Annotated in this window: 15 protein-coding genes; 5 read left to right on the top strand and 10 right to left on the bottom strand. The window is 62.5% G+C overall.

Annotation, left to right across the window (positions count from 1 at the left end):
• The first annotated feature begins 53 nt into the window (after window positions 1–53).
• Both PSH78_RS10370 and PSH78_RS10365 read left to right on the top strand, forming a co-directional pair.
• Complete coding sequence (locus PSH78_RS10370) at window positions 54–1,697, top strand: GMC family oxidoreductase (protein WP_305500254.1); 1,644 nt, start codon at window positions 54–56, stop codon at window positions 1,695–1,697.
• A gap of 208 nt (window positions 1,698–1,905) precedes the next feature.
• Window positions 1,906–3,528, top strand: coding sequence for an MFS transporter (locus PSH78_RS10365; RefSeq protein WP_305500253.1), 1,623 nt, complete (start codon window positions 1,906–1,908; stop codon window positions 3,526–3,528).
• Window positions 3,529–3,569: 41 nt separating this feature from the next.
• Here PSH78_RS10365 and PSH78_RS10360 read toward each other — a convergent pair whose 3' ends face one another.
• The 4 genes from PSH78_RS10360 to PSH78_RS10345 all read right to left on the bottom strand — a co-directional run bounded on the left by PSH78_RS10360 (window position 3,570) and on the right by PSH78_RS10345 (window position 8,133).
• Window positions 3,570–6,047: a TonB-dependent siderophore receptor gene (locus PSH78_RS10360; RefSeq protein ID WP_305500252.1), complete on the bottom strand. Its 2,478-nt coding sequence runs from the start codon at window positions 6,045–6,047 to the stop codon at window positions 3,570–3,572.
• 104 nt (window positions 6,048–6,151) lie between these two features.
• Entirely contained in the window at window positions 6,152–7,102 is a 951-nt protein-coding gene (locus tag PSH78_RS10355; RefSeq protein ID WP_305500250.1) for a FecR domain-containing protein, read from the bottom strand.
• Window positions 7,099–7,620, bottom strand: coding sequence for a sigma-70 family RNA polymerase sigma factor (locus PSH78_RS10350; RefSeq protein ID WP_305500248.1), 522 nt, complete (start codon window positions 7,618–7,620; stop codon window positions 7,099–7,101). Before PSH78_RS10350 ends, PSH78_RS10355 begins: the two co-directional genes overlap by 4 nt.
• A gap of 105 nt (window positions 7,621–7,725) precedes the next feature.
• A complete protein-coding gene (locus PSH78_RS10345; RefSeq protein WP_305500247.1) occupies window positions 7,726–8,133 on the bottom strand; it encodes a response regulator in 408 nt (135 codons plus the stop codon).
• 241 nt (window positions 8,134–8,374) lie between these two features.
• Between PSH78_RS10345 and PSH78_RS10340 the strand changes: the two genes are divergently transcribed.
• Together PSH78_RS10340 and PSH78_RS10335 are read left to right on the top strand one after the other, a co-directional pair.
• Window positions 8,375–10,321 (top strand): DNA topoisomerase III, encoded by a 1,947-nt coding sequence (locus tag PSH78_RS10340; RefSeq protein WP_305500246.1) that lies wholly within the window; start codon window positions 8,375–8,377, stop codon window positions 10,319–10,321.
• 680 nt (window positions 10,322–11,001) lie between these two features.
• Window positions 11,002–11,331 carry a hypothetical protein gene (locus PSH78_RS10335; RefSeq protein WP_305500244.1) on the top strand — a complete coding sequence of 110 codons (330 nt, stop codon included), beginning with the start codon at window positions 11,002–11,004 and terminating at the stop codon, window positions 11,329–11,331.
• Between the two features lie 56 nt (window positions 11,332–11,387).
• Here PSH78_RS10335 and glsB read toward each other — a convergent pair whose 3' ends face one another.
• A complete protein-coding gene (gene glsB / locus PSH78_RS10330; RefSeq protein WP_305500243.1) occupies window positions 11,388–12,296 on the bottom strand; it encodes a glutaminase B in 909 nt (302 codons plus the stop codon).
• Window positions 12,297–12,522: 226 nt separating this feature from the next.
• Here glsB and PSH78_RS10325 point away from each other — a divergent pair, with 226 nt between their 5' ends.
• On the top strand, window positions 12,523–12,717 hold the full coding sequence (locus PSH78_RS10325) for a hypothetical protein (protein ID WP_305500242.1): 195 nt from the start codon (window positions 12,523–12,525) through the stop codon (window positions 12,715–12,717).
• 6 nt (window positions 12,718–12,723) lie between these two features.
• On the opposite strand, the gene PSH78_RS10320 is transcribed toward PSH78_RS10325, so the two are convergent.
• The 5 genes from PSH78_RS10320 to PSH78_RS10300 form a co-directional block, all read right to left on the bottom strand.
• Window positions 12,724–13,743: a hypothetical protein gene (locus PSH78_RS10320; protein WP_305500240.1), complete on the bottom strand. Its 1,020-nt coding sequence runs from the start codon at window positions 13,741–13,743 to the stop codon at window positions 12,724–12,726.
• Between the two features lie 199 nt (window positions 13,744–13,942).
• Window positions 13,943–15,349, bottom strand: a complete 1,407-nt coding sequence (locus PSH78_RS10315) for a saccharopine dehydrogenase C-terminal domain-containing protein (RefSeq protein ID WP_305500238.1) — start codon at window positions 15,347–15,349, stop codon at window positions 13,943–13,945.
• A gap of 106 nt (window positions 15,350–15,455) precedes the next feature.
• Window positions 15,456–16,265 (bottom strand): DUF3618 domain-containing protein, encoded by an 810-nt coding sequence (locus PSH78_RS10310; protein ID WP_305500236.1) that lies wholly within the window; start codon window positions 16,263–16,265, stop codon window positions 15,456–15,458.
• Window positions 16,262–16,693, bottom strand: a complete 432-nt coding sequence (locus PSH78_RS10305) for a phage holin family protein (protein ID WP_305500235.1) — start codon at window positions 16,691–16,693, stop codon at window positions 16,262–16,264. The genes PSH78_RS10310 and PSH78_RS10305 overlap by 4 nt, the downstream gene beginning before the upstream one ends.
• Window positions 16,693–17,358, bottom strand: a complete 666-nt coding sequence (locus tag PSH78_RS10300; RefSeq protein WP_305500233.1) for a hypothetical protein — start codon at window positions 17,356–17,358, stop codon at window positions 16,693–16,695. Before PSH78_RS10300 ends, PSH78_RS10305 begins: the two co-directional genes overlap by 1 nt.
• Window positions 17,359–17,511: the final 153 nt, after the last annotated feature.

Here is a 17,511-nt window from a genome sequence, read left to right as displayed (position 1 = left end):
ACGAAAACTAACAACTAGGATGAGTCCCACAAGAACAAAAAATGAGGTCGCGAATGCAACCTGTCGTCGATGAATACGATTACGTGATCGTGGGCGCCGGCCCTGCCGGCTGCCTGCTGGCGAACCGGCTTTCGGCCAATCCGCAACACCGGGTGCTGTTGCTCGAAGCCGGCGGGCGGGACAATTATCCGTGGATCCACATCCCGGTCGGTTACCTGTTCTGCATCGGCAACCCGCGCACCGACTGGTGCTTCAAGACCGAAGCGCAACCCGGCCTGCAAGGGCGCGCCTTGAGTTATCCGCGCGGCAAGGTGTTGGGCGGCTGTTCGTCCATCAACGGCATGATCTATATGCGTGGCCAGGCGGCGGACTACGATGGCTGGGCCGCCGAAGGCAATGTCGGCTGGGGCTGGAAGGATGTGTTGCCGCTGTTCCGGCAGAGCGAAAATCACTTCGCGGGGGATTCCGAACTCCACGGCGCAGCCGGGGAATGGCGAGTCGAACGCCAGCGCCTGTCATGGCCGATCCTCGATGCCTTCCGCACCGCCGCCGAACAGAGCGGCATCCCCAGCGTCGAGGATTTCAACGGTGGCGACAACGAAGGTTGCGGCTACTTCCAGGTCAACCAGAAAGCCGGGGTGCGCTGGAACGCGGCCAAGGCCTTCCTCAAACCGATTGGCAATCGCCCCAACCTGACGGTGCTGACCGACGTCGAGGTTGATCGCGTGTTGCTGCGCGACAACCGCGCCGACGCTGTCAGTGCCCGCTGGCAAGGCAAGAACATGAGCTTCAAGGCGCGCAAGGAAATCGTCCTGTGCGCCGGCGCCGTCGGCTCGCCGGGCATCTTGCAGCGCTCCGGGATCGGCCCGCGCAGCCTGTTGCAGCGTCTGGGCATCGGCGTGGTGCATGAACTGCCCGGCGTCGGTGGCAACTTGCAGGACCACTTGCAACTGCGGCTGATCTACCAGCTGGAAAACGCCCGCACCCTGAACCAGATCGCCGGCACCCTGTGGGGCAAGATGGGCATGGGCCTGCGCTACCTGTACGACCGCAGTGGCCCGCTGTCCATGGCCCCCAGCCAACTCGGCGCGTTCGCCCGCTCAGGACCGGAACAGGCCTCGGCCAACCTCGAATATCACGTACAACCGTTGTCCCTGGAACGTTTCGGCGAACCGCTGCACAACTTCCCGGCGTTCACCGCGTCGGTGTGTGACCTGCGCCCGATGAGCCGTGGCCGTGTGGACATCCGCTCGGCCGATCCTCATGAGGCGCCGTCGATCCAACCCAATTACCTGAGCCATCCCGAGGACCTGCGGGTCGCCGCCGACGCCATCCGCCTGACCCGCCGGATTGTCGCCGCGCCGGCCCTGAGCGCCTTCAAACCGGTGGAATACCTGCCAGGCCCGAGCCTGCAGACCGAGGAAGAACTGCACCAGGCCGCCGCCCGCATCGGCACGACGATTTTTCATCCGGTGGGCACCTGTCGCATGGGCCAGGACGGCGATGCGGTGGTCGATGCGCAGCTGCGCGTCCACGGCATCAAGGGCCTGCGCATCGCCGACGCCTCGATCATGCCGCGCATCACCTCCGGCAACACCTGCTCGCCGACGCTGATGATCGCCGAGAAGGCCGCGCGGATGATGCTTGAGCCGGCCACCGTGGGCGCTACGCTGCAGAAGGAGCCAGCGACGGTCTGAACAATACCAAGATCCCTGTGGGAGCGAGCCTGCTCGCGAAAGCGCTGTATCAGTCAACATTGTTCAGCTGACATACCGCCTTCGCGAGCAGGCTCGCTCCCACAGGTTGAAAGGAGTGTGATCCAAGGAAGTGCGTCAAATCAGGAGACGCCCCCAACCCGGCGTCGACAGTGGAACAACAAAAACAATCACTGTGAGGGATACCGCTATGTCTGAACATGTTCAGCCCCTGGAAGCCACGCGCAGCGCAGGCACCAGCCAGGAAACCCAGAAAGTCATCTTCGCCTCGTCCCTGGGGACGGTGTTCGAGTGGTATGACTTTTTCCTCTACGGCGCCCTCGCGGCGGTGATCAGCAAGCAATTCTTCGCCGGGGTGAACGACACCACGGCGTTCATTTTCGCCCTGATGGCTTTCGCTGCCGGTTTCATCGTGCGGCCCTTCGGGGCGCTGGTGTTTGGTCGGCTGGGGGACATGATCGGGCGCAAGTACACGTTCCTGGCGACCATCGTGCTCATGGGCTTGGCGACTTTCTGCGTCGGCCTGCTGCCCAACTACGCGAGCATCGGCATCGCCGCGCCGATCATCCTGGTGGTATTGCGCATGCTCCAGGGTCTGGCCCTGGGCGGTGAATACGGCGGCGCGGCGACCTATGTGGCCGAGCATGCACCGATGGGCAAGCGCGGCTTTCATACCAGCTGGATTCAGTCCACCGCGACACTGGGCCTGTTGCTCTCGCTGCTGGTGGTGCTCGGTTGCCGTTACTTTACCGGTGACCAGTTCGAAGTCTGGGGCTGGCGCATTCCGTTCCTGCTGTCGATCCTGCTGCTGGGCATCTCCACTTGGATCCGCCTGAGCCTGCACGAGTCGCCGGCCTTCCTGAAAATGAAAGAAGAAGGCAAGTGCTGCAAGGCGCCGATCCGCGAGTCCTTCGGCAAATGGGAAAACCTGAAGGTGGTGCTGATCGCCCTGTTCAGCATCAATGCCGGGCAAGCGGTGACCTTCTATGCCGCGCAATTCTACGTGCTGTTCTTCCTCACCCAGTTCCTCAAGATGGACCCGGCCCTTGCCAATAGCCTGCTGATTGTCAGCGTGGTGATCGGCGCGCCGTTCTTCATCTTCTTTGGCTGGCTGTCGGACAAGGTCGGGCGCAAACCGGTGCTGATGATCGGCCTGCTGCTGGCGACGGCGTTGTACTTTCCGATCTTCAAGACGCTCGCCCATTACGCCAACCCGGCCATCGACCTGGCGAGCCGCCAGGCGCCGATCACCGTCGTCGCCGACCCGGCCACCTGCACCTTCCAGTTCGACCCGGTGGGCAAGGCGCGTTTCGACAGCCCTTGCGACAAGGTCAAGACCTTCCTGGTCAAGCAAGGCCTGCCCTACAAAAGCGTCGCGGCACCGGCCGGCAGCAACGTGCAGGTCAGCGTCGGCGACATGAAACTTGAAGGCTACGACGAAGCCGCCCTGCGCGGCGCGGTGACCCTGGCGGGCTACCCGCAACAAGCCGATGCCCAGCAGATCAACCGGCCGATGATCGTTGCCCTGATCGTGGCGCTGATCATCATTTCGGCGATGTGCTACGGCCCGCTGGCGGCGCTGATGGTCGAACTGTTCCCGACCCGCATTCGCTACACCTCCATGTCCCTTCCGTACCACATCGGCAACGGCTGGTTCGGCGGTTTCCTGCCAACCGTGTCGTTCGCCCTGGTGGTCTACACCGGGGATATTTTCTACGGCCTGTGGTACCCGGTGGTGATCACGGGCGTGAGCCTGGTGGTGGGCATGATCTGCCTGCGGGAAACCCGCAACGTCGACCTCGACACCAACTGAAAACCGCCCGTGGCGAGGGGCAGCCCCCCTCGCCACGGCACTCAGAAGTGCGCCTTCACCGTCGCGGTGAAATTGCGCGGCTCAGCGTAATAGTTACCGAAGCTTTCGGTACCGATGGTGGTGTAGTAGCGCTTGTCGAACAGGTTGTTGCCGTTGAGCGCCACCGACCAGGTGTCATCGATGCGGTAGCCGATCCGACCGTTCCACACCGCATAACCGGCCTGGGTAATCTTTTCACCGCTAAGCGGCGATACGCGGAAATTATCGCTCTGCGCATTGACCCCGGCGCCGACGCTGAACCGCTCGAAGGCGCCACCGAGGGCGTAATCGCCCCAAAGGCGCAGCACGTGGCGCGGCACATAGCTGTTGAACGAACCACCATTGAGGCTGCTGTCGATATCTTCCAGGGTCTTGGTCTGGGTGTAGGTATATCCGGCGAGCAGTTGCAGGCGCTCGATGACTTCGCCGCTGATCTCGGCCTCGAAGCCCTGGGCGCGGACCTTGCCAGCGTTCTCGTAGCAGTAGCCGTCCGATGAGGCGCAGGTGGAGTTGTAATCCGTCTGGGCCTGATCCTTCTGCACGGTGCGGAACAGGTTGAACGCCGTGTTCAGGCGCCCTTCGAACCACTCGCCCTTGATCCCCAGTTCATAACTTTCGCCCACCAGCGGCTTGAGCGCCGAGCCGCTTTGCGAGCGGTAGTTGCCTTGGGGCGTGAAGATGTCCGAGTAACTGGCGTAGGCGGTGAGGTGTTCGTTGAGGTCGAGCAACACGCCGGCAAATGGCGTGACCTGGCCGGTCTCGGTGCTCCTGGCGTGTTCGGTGCCGCCGGTGAGAAATACCGAGTCGCTCCTGGAGCTGTACCAGCTCACCCGACCGCCGACAACGAAGGTCAACGGATCCGCCAGTTTCAGGCGCAACGTGGAATACACGCCCTGTTGTTCGGTGAGGGTCTTGACCGGCCCGCCGCGGGTCGAGTTATCAATGAAGTAGCTGTCGTCCGGTTCCGGGATGTGTCGATCCGGGTCGAAGACGTTCTGCTTCTGCGGCAACAAGGCGACCGAATAGAAGTCATCCTTGTCCGAACGACTGGCGTTGGCCCCGAAGATCAATTGATGCTGCTGGCCGAAGGCGTCGAACTTGCCGTCCAGGTAGGCGTCGAGGCCGTAGTCGACCTGATCGTAGTCATACAGGCTGCCCAACAGGTTGGTGGTCGAGCCCCCCGGCGTCACCGCACCCGATGCAAACGCGTATTTGGTGTCCTGGGTGTTTTTTGTATAGACGCCTGCGACTTTCACGGCCCAGTCATCGTTGAGCTGATGTCGAAGGTCGCCGAAGACCGTGGTCCGCTGGCTGCGCCAGGTGTTCCACGACGGGTCCAGGCAAGTGGAACGGCTGAGTTTCAGGTCGCTGCCATTGCGGTAGCGTGGCAGCCCGCCCCAGCAAGGGCTCGCGTCGACATCCTCGTACGCCACGCCCAGGCCGAGCGTGGTGTCGGGCGTCAGGTCCATATCCAGCGCCCCGTAATAGACCTGGTCGTTGCGCCGGGCATCGTCGTAGAAGTAGTGCCGGCTCTGCTCGGCGATCACCGCCCTGCCCCGCACGGTGCCGGCCTCGTTCAACGGGCCACCGGTATCGACCTGCCCGCGATAGTTGTCCCAGGTGCCGCCCGAGAGGCTGAGTTCATTCTGCGCCGTGGCCTGGCCGCGCTTGCGGACGAAATTGACGCCACCGGACGTACCGCCGGATCCCTTCATCATGCCGGCAGCGCCGCGCAGGACTTCGACCCGGTCGTAATAGGCCATGTCACTGCTGAAGCTGTCGGCCTGGACATAGCTGTTGCCCATGTCCAGCGGCACGCCGTCGTACTGGTACTGACCGGACATCCGGAACCCGCGGGAATAGAAATACTTGCCGCCCATGGTCGAGTCGTAGACGGTGATACCCGGGGTCTTTTCCATCACCTGCTCGATGGTGTTCAGGTTCTGATCGTCGAGCATCTTGCGGGTGATCACCGTGACCGATTGCGGCGTTTCGCGCAGCGAATGCTCGCCTTTGCCGATCGTCACCGCCCCAGTGGTGTAGGACCCGCTGTTTTCGGTGGTTGCCGTGAGCAGTTGTCCGTCGATGGTCGTGGTGCCCAATTCCAGCGCCGAGCCGGGCGCAGGTGCGGTACGCAGCCGGTAGGTCCCGTTGGCCTGGGGTTCGGCTTGCAGGCCGCTACTGCCGAGGATGCGCGCGAAACCTTCGGCCACGCCAAAGGAGCCTTTCAGTCCTGGCGACCGCAGCCCCTGCAGTTGTGCGGCATCGAACGAAATCGCGACGCCGGCGAGGCTGGAGAAACGCGTCAGCACATCCACCAGGGCGCCAGCGCCGATATCGTAGGCCTGCACCGCGCGTTGCGGCACCGAAGCCTGCGCCACCGGACTGGCGTACGCCGCCCAAGCGCCGGAAGACGTGGCGGCCAGAAAACCGATTTTCATTGCGATTGCCAGACGACCTGGCGTGTTCACGCGAGACATGTGTCCCCTCCCCCCAAAACAGTCAAGAAAACTCACTGAGGGATGAGCCGAACGATGCCGAGGAAAAGTGCAAAAACATTTTCAACCGGACCAACGCGTGAGCGTCAGCCACGCGACACCTGAACCCAGAACCGGCTGTAGCGGGTCACTCGCAACGAGAAACCGGTTTCGAGTGCCGCCAGGGCAAGATCGGTATTGTCGATGGGGAAAACGCCGGAGACTTTCAAGTCGCCGATGGCCGGGTCGCAGCGCAATATTCCCGTGCGATAGCGGGAAAGCTCCACCAGCAAGGCCGACAGCGGGCGGTCGATGACGATGATGCTGCCCTGTTGCCAGGCACCCACCGATACATCATTGGCGCGCAACGCACCCAGCGACCGACCAGTGAAGCCCAGGCGATTGCCCGCGTCGACCCGCTGGGCTGGCCCGCCGCTGCGCAAACTGACTTGCACGGCCTTCTCCAGCACCGCCACCTCACCGCCGTCGGCCTGGGCGCGGACGATAAATCGCGTTCCCAGGGCCAGCACTTCAGCCTGGCCGGTGACGACCTTGAACGGCCGTTGCAAGGGATCGACCCCGGTCGTCACGAGAATTTCGCCCCGCAGCAGCGTCAGTGTCCGCTGGCGGCCATCGAAACGGACGTTTACCGAGGTGTCGGTGTTGAGCAGCAGCGTGCTGCCGTCCGCCAACTGGAACTCACGCCGCTCGCCCACGCCGGTCCGGTAATCGCAAAGCAGGTTCTGCGCGGTCTCGCTGCGCCAGCCCAGCCATCCCAGGCAGCCGGCGGAGGTCAGCAGCAAGGCGCTGCGCAGCACCTCTCGACGAGGTCGGCCAGGGTGGGCACTCAAGGTTGGCGCCGCCAATGCGCCCGGCACGCTGGCCATCTGTTCCGACACCGCCGCCATGCGTTGCCAGGCCTGCTCGTTCAGCGGATCCGCAGCCAGCCAGGCCCGCCATCCGTCCCGCTCCGCATCAGTCGTCGTGCCGGAATGAAGCCGGGCATACCATTGCGCCGCGACACGGATGGCCTGCAATTGCTCGGGCGACACGTTCATGCGAGCTGCAACTGGATTTGCATCAGACAGCAGTGTTCCATGGCCTTGGCCATGTGGTTGTTGACTGTACGTACGCTGACGCCGAGGCGCTCGGCGATCTGCGGGTAGGTCAGGCCGTTGAACTGCGAGAGGATGAACGCCTGCTTGACCTTGGGCCCCAAGCCTTGCAGCAGCCGATCGATTTCCATCAGGGCCTGGAACAGGATCGCCTGCTCTTCCAGCGATGGCTGCTGCGCTTCAGGCATCGCGGCCAGCGCTTCGAGGTACGACTGCTCAAGGGAACGGCGGCGAAAGAGATCGATCAGCAGCCCTTTGGCGATCATCGACAGATAGGGTCGCGGCTCGCGGATATCCAGGGCCGAGCGCGCCTTGATCACCCGAACGAACGTATCCTGGGCCAGGTCCGCCGCATCGAAGGTATTGCCGAGGCGCTTGCGCAGCCAGCCCTGAAGCCAACCGTGATGGTCGCAATACAGATCGTTGACGGCGCTGCGTAGGGACAGATCGTGGGCGGACATGACAATGGAATTGTTCGCGACTGATAATGACTCGCATTGTCATCGTAGCGACCGCCGTATTGCAACCGGATGTGAGCGAAAAATCCTGCCGTGGCTTCAGCCTGATCAGTGAACCGAATGGCTTTTCACCGTGCTCTCCACCAGATCGAGCATCTGTCCCAGCGCCCATGGCTTGGCGATGAACGAGGCCTGGTGCTTGATCCCCGCGCTTTCCGGCGTCTCGAAGCCCGACATGATCAGCAGCGGTATCTGTGGCCAGCGGTCCCCGGTCAGGTTGGCCAGGTCCGCTCCGTCCATCGCCCCGGGCATGGTGATATCGGTCAGCAGCAGGTCCACATAGTCGGCGCTCTCCTCCAGGAACGTCAGCGCTGAATCTGCGCTTTCCCGAGGCTCGACGACAAAACCTTCCTCTTCCAGGATTTCGCACAGAAACTCCAGGATGGTCGGATCATCCTCAACGACGAGAATCAAACGTGTGGTCGCCTGTCCGTTGCCCTTCGGCATCGAATTCATGAAAGTGACTCTCCTTGATTCCATTAACTTGCTTTGCGGTTTCACCCGCTCTGCAAGTTATGAGCGATGCCCTTGCGAGAAATTCATTCTGCTTGCGCAGACAACCGCCGGGCGTTGCGCCGAACGGCCCGTTGCAACGCAGCGCAACGTTTTATCTGTATATCCATACAGATAAAGCTTGCCGCGACGCCGATCCCTGACCATGCTAGCGCCCCATGAAACCTGCTTAGGAAGAGGCGTTATGCGGCTGTACCTGTGTGAAAAACCGTCCCAGGCCAAGGATATCGCCGCGGTGCTGGGCGCCACGCGACGCGGCGACGGCTGCTGGCTGGGCGCGCACGTCACGGTCACCTGGTGCATCGGCCATCTCCTGGAGACGGCCCCGCCCGACGCCTACGATGCCCGCTACAAGCGTTGGGTACTGGCCGACCTGCCCATTGTGCCGGCGCAATGGAAGATGACCGTCAAACCGAAAACCGCCAGCCAGTACAAAGCGGTCAAGCGCTTGCTGGGCGAGGCAACGGAACTGATCATCGCCACCGACGCCGACCGCGAGGGCGAAATGATTGCCCGCGAGCTGGTCGAGCATTGCCGCTATCGTGGGCCCATCCAGCGCCTGTGGCTGTCGGCGCTGGACGAAGCATCGATCCGCAAGGCCCTGGCCGCCCTCAAGCCCGGAGCGGAAACCTTCAACCTCTACCACTCGGCCCTGGGCCGCTCTCGGGCCGACTGGCTGATCGGCATGAACATGAGTCGCCTGTTCACGCTCCTTGGGCGTCAGTCCGGCTATCAGGGCGTGCTGCCGGTAGGCCGCGTGCAGACACCGACTTTGCGGCTGGTGGTAGACCGCGACCGTAGCATTGCCGATTTCGTCCCGGTCGCCTACTGGGCCATCGACGTGCGACTGAGCCATGCCGGCACGGCCTTTACCGCCCAGTGGCGCGCCGATCCGGATGCCTGCGACGATCAGGAGCGCTGCCTGAACCAGGCCCTCGCCCGCGATGCGGCCCAAGCCATGGGCGATGCCGCCACCGCCCGGGTGATCAAGGTCCGCACCGAACGGCTGCGTGAGGCCGCGCCGCTGCCGTTCGACCTGGGCACGCTGCAGGAGGTCTGCTCGAAAAAGCTCGGCCTTGGCGCCCAGGAAACCCTGGATATTGCCCAGTCGCTCTACGAAACCTACAAGCTCATCACCTATCCGCGCAGCGATTGCGGCTTCCTGCCCTTGAGCCAGCACGGCGAAGCACCCGCCATTCTCGCCGCCCTCGCCCAGGCCGACCCGGGCCTTGCGTCGCTGCGCGAGCACCTGCAACCGCAACGCAAATCACGCGCCTGGAACGATGCCAAGGTCAGCGCGCACCACGGCATCATTCCCACGGCCGCGGCGAAGAACATCGACAAGCTCGCCGGCAAGCAACGGGCCGTCTATACGCTGATTCGCGCGCGCTACCTGGCGCAGTTCCTGCCCAACCACGAATACGACCGGAACCAGGCCGACTTCGATTGTGCCGGCCAAGCCCTGCGGGCCGTCGGCAAGCAGATCATCGAACCTGGCTGGAAACGCGCCCTGCCCGAAGCATTGGCGCCCGCACGCGGCCGCGAAGCACCCGTGCCACAAACCCTGCCGCCGCTTGCCGAAGGCCGCGATTGCAATGTGGACGAGGTGATCCCCAAGGACCTGTGGACCCAGCCGCCCAAGCCGTTTACCGAGGGCGACCTGATCAAGGCGATGAAAAATGTCGCCAAGCTGGTGGAGGACCCACTGCTCAAGCAGAAGCTCAAGGACACCACCGGCATCGGCACCGAAGCAACCCGAGCCTCGATCATCCAGGGCCTGCTCGATCGTGGTTACCTGGTGAAAAACGGCAAGGCCCTGTCCGCCACTCCAGCGGCATTCAGCCTGATCGACGCGGTGCCTCGGGCGATCGCCGACCCGGGCACCACCGCCATCTGGGAACAGGCCCTGGACATGGTGCAGAGCGGTGAGATGAGCCTGGAAGAATTCGTCACGCGACAAGCCGCCTGGATGAGCAAGCACGTCGCCCGCTGCCAAGGCATGAGCCTGACCATCAGCGGCCCGGCCAGCCCCGCCGGACGTGGCGCGGAGCCGTGGAAGAAAAAACGCAAACCAGCCAAGCGCAAGGCCGCCGGCACACCGCGCAAGACGAGCAAGGCCAAGGCCACCTGAACCCACTGAGTCCCTTCGTGGCGAGGGGATTTATCCCCGCTGGGGTGCGAAGCGCCCCCAAAAATATCTGCCACCGCCGTGCTTGCGCAGGAATGCCCGGGGCCGCTTCGCGACCCAGCGGGGATAAATCCCCTCGCCACAAAGAACCCCCTCATCCTAAAGATGCATGATTCCTTTTCGCTGATTTTTCATACCCAAACCATTTTGTCCGACAATATGTAGTGACCAAAAATAATCACTACAAAACCGTTGACGCCTCCGATTTGCCCTTGCATGATGCAGACGTCTCCCCGATCGGGAGTACGGTAAATGTTTGAGCAAGCTCGTCTGACCGCCGAGCTGTTTTTTTCGATAAGGGACTGCCCACAAGGCAGATTGAAGGTGCTGACCTGGCAAGACCGTCCGGTAACAAGGACGAGAAACGCTGGCGATCAATCCTCATGACGCATGGGCTCGACTGTCGAAAGTCGACACTGACCTGAAGATTCTTCGCTGTTTCTCATCGTTGTAGCGCATTTGCGTAGCAGCCCTTCGATAACACTACACAACCGATGCACGACCCCGTCGGATTCGACGGACGAGCGCTGACGACCTGTTTTCGGTAGCAGGCAGGCAATTACCGGACAGCGAAGTTTTGCGAACCACCAGACAGATCAACCAAATGGTCAAGGGGCTTACACATGAATCTGAATAATCAACCATCTATTGATGAACTGGCTCGCATGTTCGCAGCACACAAGGACACCCTGGATAGCCATATCCTGTGGATCAGCAAGACTGGCCAGGTCCATATGGACTGCCTCTCGCCTTTCACCCAGGAAGAAGAATTCGAGAAGAGCCAGGAAGACCTGTGTGCCCGGCTGAAGATGTACCGTCGCGGCCAGGGCTACGTCGGCAAGAAAGCCGCCGCCGACAAGGACTTCATGGGCCGCGTGCTGCAAACGCTGACCCAGGCCTGGCAATCGGTGCAGAACTCTGCCGAGGTCCGGGTCATCGACCGCCTCTGCTGACATCCACAAACACAAAGGGCCCGCTCCTGCATCAGGAGCGGGCCCTTTTTTTGCTTCTAGAAAACCGACCAGCCGATCCGTTGGCTGAGCAGTTCCAGCGCGGCCATGCCGGCCAGGGAGTTGCCGGCGGTATTGAGTTCCGGCGACCAGACGCAGACGCTGAACTGCCCGGGCACCACGGCCACAATCCCGCCCCCCACGCCGCTCTTGCCGGGCAGGCCGACACGATAGGCGAAGTTGCCGGCCTCGTCGTACAAGCCGCTGGTGGCCATGATGGAATTGACTTGCTGGGTCTGGCGAGCGCTGAGGATCTGCTCACCGCTGTGCTTGCAGAAACCATCGTTGGCGAGGAAGCAGAACGCCCGAGCCAGGTCGATGCAGTTCATTCGCAGCGCGCAATGGCTGAAATAGCTGCGCAACACCGCTTCCACGTCGTTATGGAAATTGCCGAAGGACTGCATCAGATAAGCCATCGCTGCGTTGCGGGCGCGGTGCTGATATTCCGACTCGGCGACCTTGCCGTCTACCATCACCTGGGGATTGCCCGACAGCCGCCGGACGAAATCGCGCATCGACAACGCCGGGGCGGCGAAGCGTGACTGGTTGATATCGCAGATCACCAAGGCACCGGCGTTGATGAACGGATTACGCGGCCGGCCGCGCTCGAATTCCAGCTGCACCAGGGAGTTAAAGGGCTGGCCGGAGGGCTCATGGCCCAAGCGCTCCCAGATAGCTTCGCCGGAATGCTCGATGGCCTGCACCAGGCTGAAGACCTTGGAAATACTCTGCACCGAGAACGGCGTCTCGGCATCGCCCGCGCAATACATCTCGCCATCGTTGCTGTACACGGCGATGCCCAATTGATTGGCCGCCACGGTGCCGAGGGCAGGAATGTAGTCGGCCACCTTGCCCTGACCAATCAGGGGGCGAACCGCATCGAGGATCTCGTTCAACAGTGCTTGCATGTGCGCAGGGGTCCGGTCATTCCCCGTTCGAGTGCGGGGATACAGACGCTAGACGCTGGTGGGTGGGGTCAGAGCACACTGATTATCTACCTCCAGGCATTCAACCCTAGTGGCGAGGGGATTTATCCCCTCGCCACAAAAGCCTCGCACAGTGCTTGAGCTGCCTGGGCGCTTGTCGTGATATCCCGCGGTCTATAGTCAAGAATCAACCCGCAGGAGGTAACCGATGCGCCAGATCATGCAAAAGGAACCCTGGTGGGCCGCGCCGCCCCGGCCTGGGCAGGATGAAAGTGAACTGGAATGGGGCTGGCTGGTGGTCTATAGCGAAGGCGAGCCGCGTTTCGAGTTCATCAAGGAACGTCCCACGGACGAGCAGATCCGTCAGCGCAAGGGCTGCCGGGTCACGCTCGGAGCCGAATGATCGCGGTCAGGGTTCGATGACAGGCAGGAACACCGGTCGGTTGCTCAGGTCCGCCGCCACCAGGCTATCGTCGATTTGCCCGGCCAGGTAGTACACCGCCGCCATGACGCCGCTGAGGGGATGCCTGAGCGACTTGAACCAGGCCTCGTCGAATGCCGCACTCAGGCTTTTACGGATCTGCGCTTCCATTTCCGGCCGTTCGCCCTCATGGATGATCGCCCGGATGCCCGCCACGCCTACCGAAATCAGCGCGCCTGCCGCCTTCCCGGCGACGGCCGCCGCCGCACCGGTCGCTCCACGCGTGGCGAACTGCGCCTCGATTTTTTCACTGGTACGTTGCGCCACGGTGGCAATCACGGCGTCCGACGGGCCGGAACCGGTGTCGGCGGCTTTGTCGACATGATCGATCAGCGCCGCATAGGCCGGCAGTGTATTGAGCGGTTCGGTGTGGACCATTTCGTACAACGTTGCGTTGCGCGTCGCCGGCGGCCCCAGGTTGATGGCCGTAATTGCGTGCAGACGTCGACTCATCAGTTCGGTCGGGATTCGGTGCCGTTGCGCAATGACCTGGATCTGTTGGTTGAGCAGGCGCAGGTAATAACCCGTCGCGTTGGCCCGGATCGCCTCGGGATCGATTTCCACCGCCACCGGCTCCAGCACCTGCTCGCGATATTGTTCCTGCAGATAACCCGCCAGGCGCCTGGACGACGAGTCCGCCTCACCCTTGGCGCTTGCCGAATACCAACTGACCTTCACGGCCAGCCACTCCTGGGTCCAGTAGCTGCTGAACCAGGGAATGAATGCAGCCTCGGTGCGCTCGTAGACCAGCACTCGCCAATGTTCCATCGATCCGCGCGCATAGAGTTCGGCTTGCTCGGTGGCGCTTTTCGACGCGGCGATGATCTGCCGGTCCGCCTGCCGCCAGGTGTCCGGCGCAATCGCCACCGGGGCGACCTGTTGGCCGCGCTGCGTCGTGGCGCACCCCGCCAGAACGAGCATCACGGCCAGCATCAGCGAACGCCGCACGATTGCGCCACCTTGGAATCTTCTCAACCATGGATTGAGTGTAGGCCGTTAGACAAATCATTGTGGGAGCGAGCTTGCTCGCGATGGCGGCGTATCAGTCGATATCAACTTTGCTGACACACCGCTATCGCGAGCAAGCTCGCTCCCACAGGGTGGGCTTTGCCCCAAGCTCCCTCGCCACGAATTGTGGTCGCGGCAGTTAAAACCGGGTGAAATGCTCGAATTGCCAGCCATCCGCTGCGCCGTCCTCGGACGGTTTCTGCGAAGTGCCACTCGGCGTCCAATCGGTGCGCTGGCCCAGCAGCGTGCCGAGGTAAGGCCTGGCGACTTCCAGCACCCGCTCATGGTCCAGCTGTTCGGGCTCGACGATGCCGCGATCCGGGTGCTCCACCGCCCAGACAATGCCGGACAGCACGCCTGCCGCCACTTGCAGGGTGGTGGCGCTGTTGAAGGGCACCAGCGCGCGAGCTTCGTCAATGCTCAGCACCGAGCCAAACCAGTAGGCATTCAGCTCATGCCCCATGAACAACACCCCCAGCGCATCTGCCCCGCCGCTGTCGATTTCGCCGTTGAGGATGCGCTGCCGGGCTTGGGGTTGCCAGCCGCGACCGATCAGCTCGTGGACCGAGAGCAAGGCGTCATTGCAGGGGTGATAGGCGTAATGCAGCGTCGGTCGATAGATCAGCCGACGCTGGTCCTTCACGGTAAGCAGGTCAGCTGTGGAAGCGGTTTCATGATGAGTAATCATCAACCCCAGGCACGGACCGCCCAATGGTGTCCAGGTCTTGACCAGCACGCTGGCGCTCGGGCGTGCCAGGTAGATCGCATTGCGACTGCCGAAGCGATGGCGCCGGGCGGACGTCGGCCAGGTTCGCTCATGGCTGCCCCAAGCCAGTTCCGCCGGCTGGCTGCCTTCACTGATGAAGCCCTCCACCGACCAGGTGTTGACGAACTCATCGTCCTCCTTGGGTTGCCGGGAACGCTGGGTATCACGCTCGGCAAAATGAATCACCTTGATCCCCAGCTCCATGCATAACCTGGCCCAATCGACACCGTCGCGGCATTGAGGTATCGGCTGCTCCAACTGCACGGCCAGCTCCACCAGGCCGGCCTTCAGCAAGTGGGTGATCAAGCCCGGATTGGCCCCGTGAGCGACCACCGCCGTCGGCCCTCCCGCCAACTTCTTGCGCAGGCTCAGGACCTGATAACGCAGCGCGTAATTGGTGCGATGGGAAAAATCCAGGTGCGGATCGTCATAGCCGCCGGCCCACGGTTCGACACAGGTATCCAGGTACAGCGCGCCTTTGGCGCAGGCATATTCGATAACCGCCAGGGAGCTGACTTCCACCGAAAGATTGACGATGAAGTCGCCGGGCCTGACCCAGCGATCCAGCGTTTGCGCGAAGGTTTGCTCGGTTAACGCTTTGCGGACAAAACGGATCCCCCGGTCCTTGAACCAGAGGTTCTGGTCGATCACCGGCGCGATCACGGTTATTTGCCTGACCTCTATATGGTCCTGCCCCAATACCAATGGCAAAGTAGCCCGGGCGATGGAGCCGAAACCGATGAAGACCAGGTGGCCGCTGAACGCAACCTGATGGTTCATGTGCCGTCTCCTTGAGGATTTAAGCGCAAAAAATAATCGGACGGCCAAGGCTGCCGTCAAACTGCGCAGATAAGGCGCGGGCCACCCCGCGCCGTATCATTGCCGTTTACGAGGTACCCAGGCCGCCAGACAGATCCGCGCCGGAATGCGCGTGCCCGGTGGCCGTCGCAGGGCTTGGCTCATCACGGTGCTCGGTGGTCTTGCTCACCGTATCGCGCACCGTTTCATAGCCCTCCCGGGCCTTTTGCTTGGCCTTGTCGGCCAGGCCGGCGCTGGTCTTGCCCATCACCCGCTGTTCGGTCGACGTGCTGGGTAAGGCAGCCCCGAGCATGGCGCCCAAGGCGATACCTGCAGCCGCCATCATCAGCGGTTGCTCCTTGAGCAGGCGGCTGAACTGATCACCCAGGTCCTGGGAGCCATGGGCCAGGCGGTCGCCTGTCTGCGTAGCGCTGTGCCGCGCATGACGGGCGCTCGCCCCGAGGCCATCAGCCAGATGCGACGCCTTGTCCTTGAGCTGGTGAAAACCTTCGCGCAAGGAATGGGTGGTGTCATGCAGATGATTGCGCGCGCTGTCCAGGCCACCCGACAGCCCCTCGCTCCAGCCGCTGGCGTCCTGGTCGGGTCCAACGCGATAACCGACCCGGGGCGGATGATTCTGGCCGAGCATCAGCCAGCACAAGCCCACCGTGGTCAGCACGGTTGGCACCGGATTGTTGCGTACCGTCGTGCCCAGATTGCCGAAAAATTCCGCGCCATTGCCCTTCACCAGGCCCAGGGCCTGATCAAGCATCTGCCCTGGCGTGAACTTGCTGCCCAAGGCGTCGACGATGTGGCTGATATGGGCGCGTTGCTCGTCGATTTCACGCTCGATGGTTTCCGGGCTTTTTTCCGATTCGGTCTTGAATTCATCCTTCATGAGGCTTTCCTCCGCAGGGCTTCCTGGTCTTTGTGCAAGGCGTCGAGCGTTCGGTCAGGCTTGAAGTGGGACGGCTCGAATTGCTTCTTGCCGGACTGAACCATGACAAAACCGATGATCATCACCACCACGCCGACAATCAGTGCGGCCAGCCAGGGCGCCATCATCGTGCTCAGGCCATACACCACCGCCATCAGCAGGATGATGAAGCCGGCCATCAGCACCATGGCGCCGCCGGCCACGCCGGCGATACCCGCCTTGAGGGTGTTTAGGCTCGCCTGGAATTCAGCCTTGGCCAGCGCCAGCTCCTTGGTGAAGAGCGAGGGGACTTCGTGGGTCAATTGCCGCAGCAAGCCCATGACCGAGGCATCGTTTTCGGGCGTCGAGGCGCCGGCGGGACGCTGGATATCCGGGTCTGGTCGATTCATCACAATTCTCCTCTGGTATTGGCCGAGCCCGGCAGCGAGCCGGTGGCGGAATCACTGGGATGGTCCTGAACGCTGGGTGAGGTCGGGGTTACGCCGGTGGCGAGGCCGCTGCTGGTCCCTGCCCCCGGACCGATAGGATCAGGCACAGGATCGAAGGGCTGGGCGTCAAAGGGCTGGGCGCCGAAGCCTTCGGCGGCTGGATCCGACTCCGAGGAGGCAGGGCTTTGCGCCTCGGTGGTGATCGGCGAGGTGCCGGCCTTGAGGAAACGTGACAACCCGAACCCCACCGCAATACTGCCGGCGAGGAACAGACCGGGGTTATCCCGCGCCAGGCGAGAGCCATCGTGCAGCAGCTCTTCAGCGCTCTTGTTGCGCAGTTTGCTGGCCAGGCCGCTCATGCTGTCGGCCATGTCCGCCAGGTAGTGCGACAGGCCAAGGGTGTCGTTGGCTTCAAGCTCCGACATCGCGGACTTGGCGCCACGCGCCAGGGCATCGATCTGGTCCGCCGCGGTATCGCGGTACTGGCCGAAATGCGCATCGGCCTTTTCGCGGGCGCTGCCGATGGCTTCGTTGACGTCCTCCTTGATGTGGTTCAGGGATTCTTCAGGTCGTCCCTGGTTTGCGTTACCGCTTTGTCGCTCGGTGTTGTTGTCCGGGATAGTCATGTCTGTCCATCGCCTCCGTGATGAAAAACTCAACATCAGGCAAGCGCCGAAACGCTGCCTGGATAAGTGCCTCTCAGAACAAGTGACGGGACGCGCGGGAGCGTAGTTCCAACGAGTTTTATTGCCGGACGCTGTGCGGTCGTTGCGCGCGTT

It is taken from the genome of Pseudomonas sp. FP198 (assembly GCF_030687895.1).
Classification (GTDB): domain Bacteria; phylum Pseudomonadota; class Gammaproteobacteria; order Pseudomonadales; family Pseudomonadaceae; genus Aquipseudomonas.
Note: the sequence above shows the minus strand (reverse complement) of the source record. Positions and strands in the feature narration are given on the sequence as shown.

Coding starts and splice junctions, on each gene's coding strand:
- PSH78_RS10300 (WP_305500233.1), bottom strand. CDS start 17,358: ATGACTATCCCGGACAACAACACCGAGCGACAAAGCGGTAACGCAAAC.
- PSH78_RS10325 (WP_305500242.1), top strand. CDS start 12,523: ATGCGCCAGATCATGCAAAAGGAACCCTGGTGGGCCGCGCCGCCCCGG.
- PSH78_RS10360 (WP_305500252.1), bottom strand. CDS start 6,047: ATGTCTCGCGTGAACACGCCAGGTCGTCTGGCAATCGCAATGAAAATC.
- PSH78_RS10370 (WP_305500254.1), top strand. CDS start 54: ATGCAACCTGTCGTCGATGAATACGATTACGTGATCGTGGGCGCCGGC.
- PSH78_RS10365 (WP_305500253.1), top strand. CDS start 1,906: ATGTCTGAACATGTTCAGCCCCTGGAAGCCACGCGCAGCGCAGGCACC.
- PSH78_RS10350 (WP_305500248.1), bottom strand. CDS start 7,620: ATGTCCGCCCACGATCTGTCCCTACGCAGCGCCGTCAACGATCTGTAT.
- PSH78_RS10355 (WP_305500250.1), bottom strand. CDS start 7,102: ATGAACGTGTCGCCCGAGCAATTGCAGGCCATCCGTGTCGCGGCGCAA.
- PSH78_RS10305 (WP_305500235.1), bottom strand. CDS start 16,693: ATGAATCGACCAGACCCGGATATCCAGCGTCCCGCCGGCGCCTCGACG.
- PSH78_RS10335 (WP_305500244.1), top strand. CDS start 11,002: ATGAATCTGAATAATCAACCATCTATTGATGAACTGGCTCGCATGTTC.
- PSH78_RS10315 (WP_305500238.1), bottom strand. CDS start 15,349: ATGAACCATCAGGTTGCGTTCAGCGGCCACCTGGTCTTCATCGGTTTC.
- PSH78_RS10310 (WP_305500236.1), bottom strand. CDS start 16,265: ATGAAGGATGAATTCAAGACCGAATCGGAAAAAAGCCCGGAAACCATC.
- glsB (WP_305500243.1), bottom strand. CDS start 12,296: ATGCAAGCACTGTTGAACGAGATCCTCGATGCGGTTCGCCCCCTGATT.
- PSH78_RS10340 (WP_305500246.1), top strand. CDS start 8,375: ATGCGGCTGTACCTGTGTGAAAAACCGTCCCAGGCCAAGGATATCGCC.
- PSH78_RS10345 (WP_305500247.1), bottom strand. CDS start 8,133: ATGAATTCGATGCCGAAGGGCAACGGACAGGCGACCACACGTTTGATT.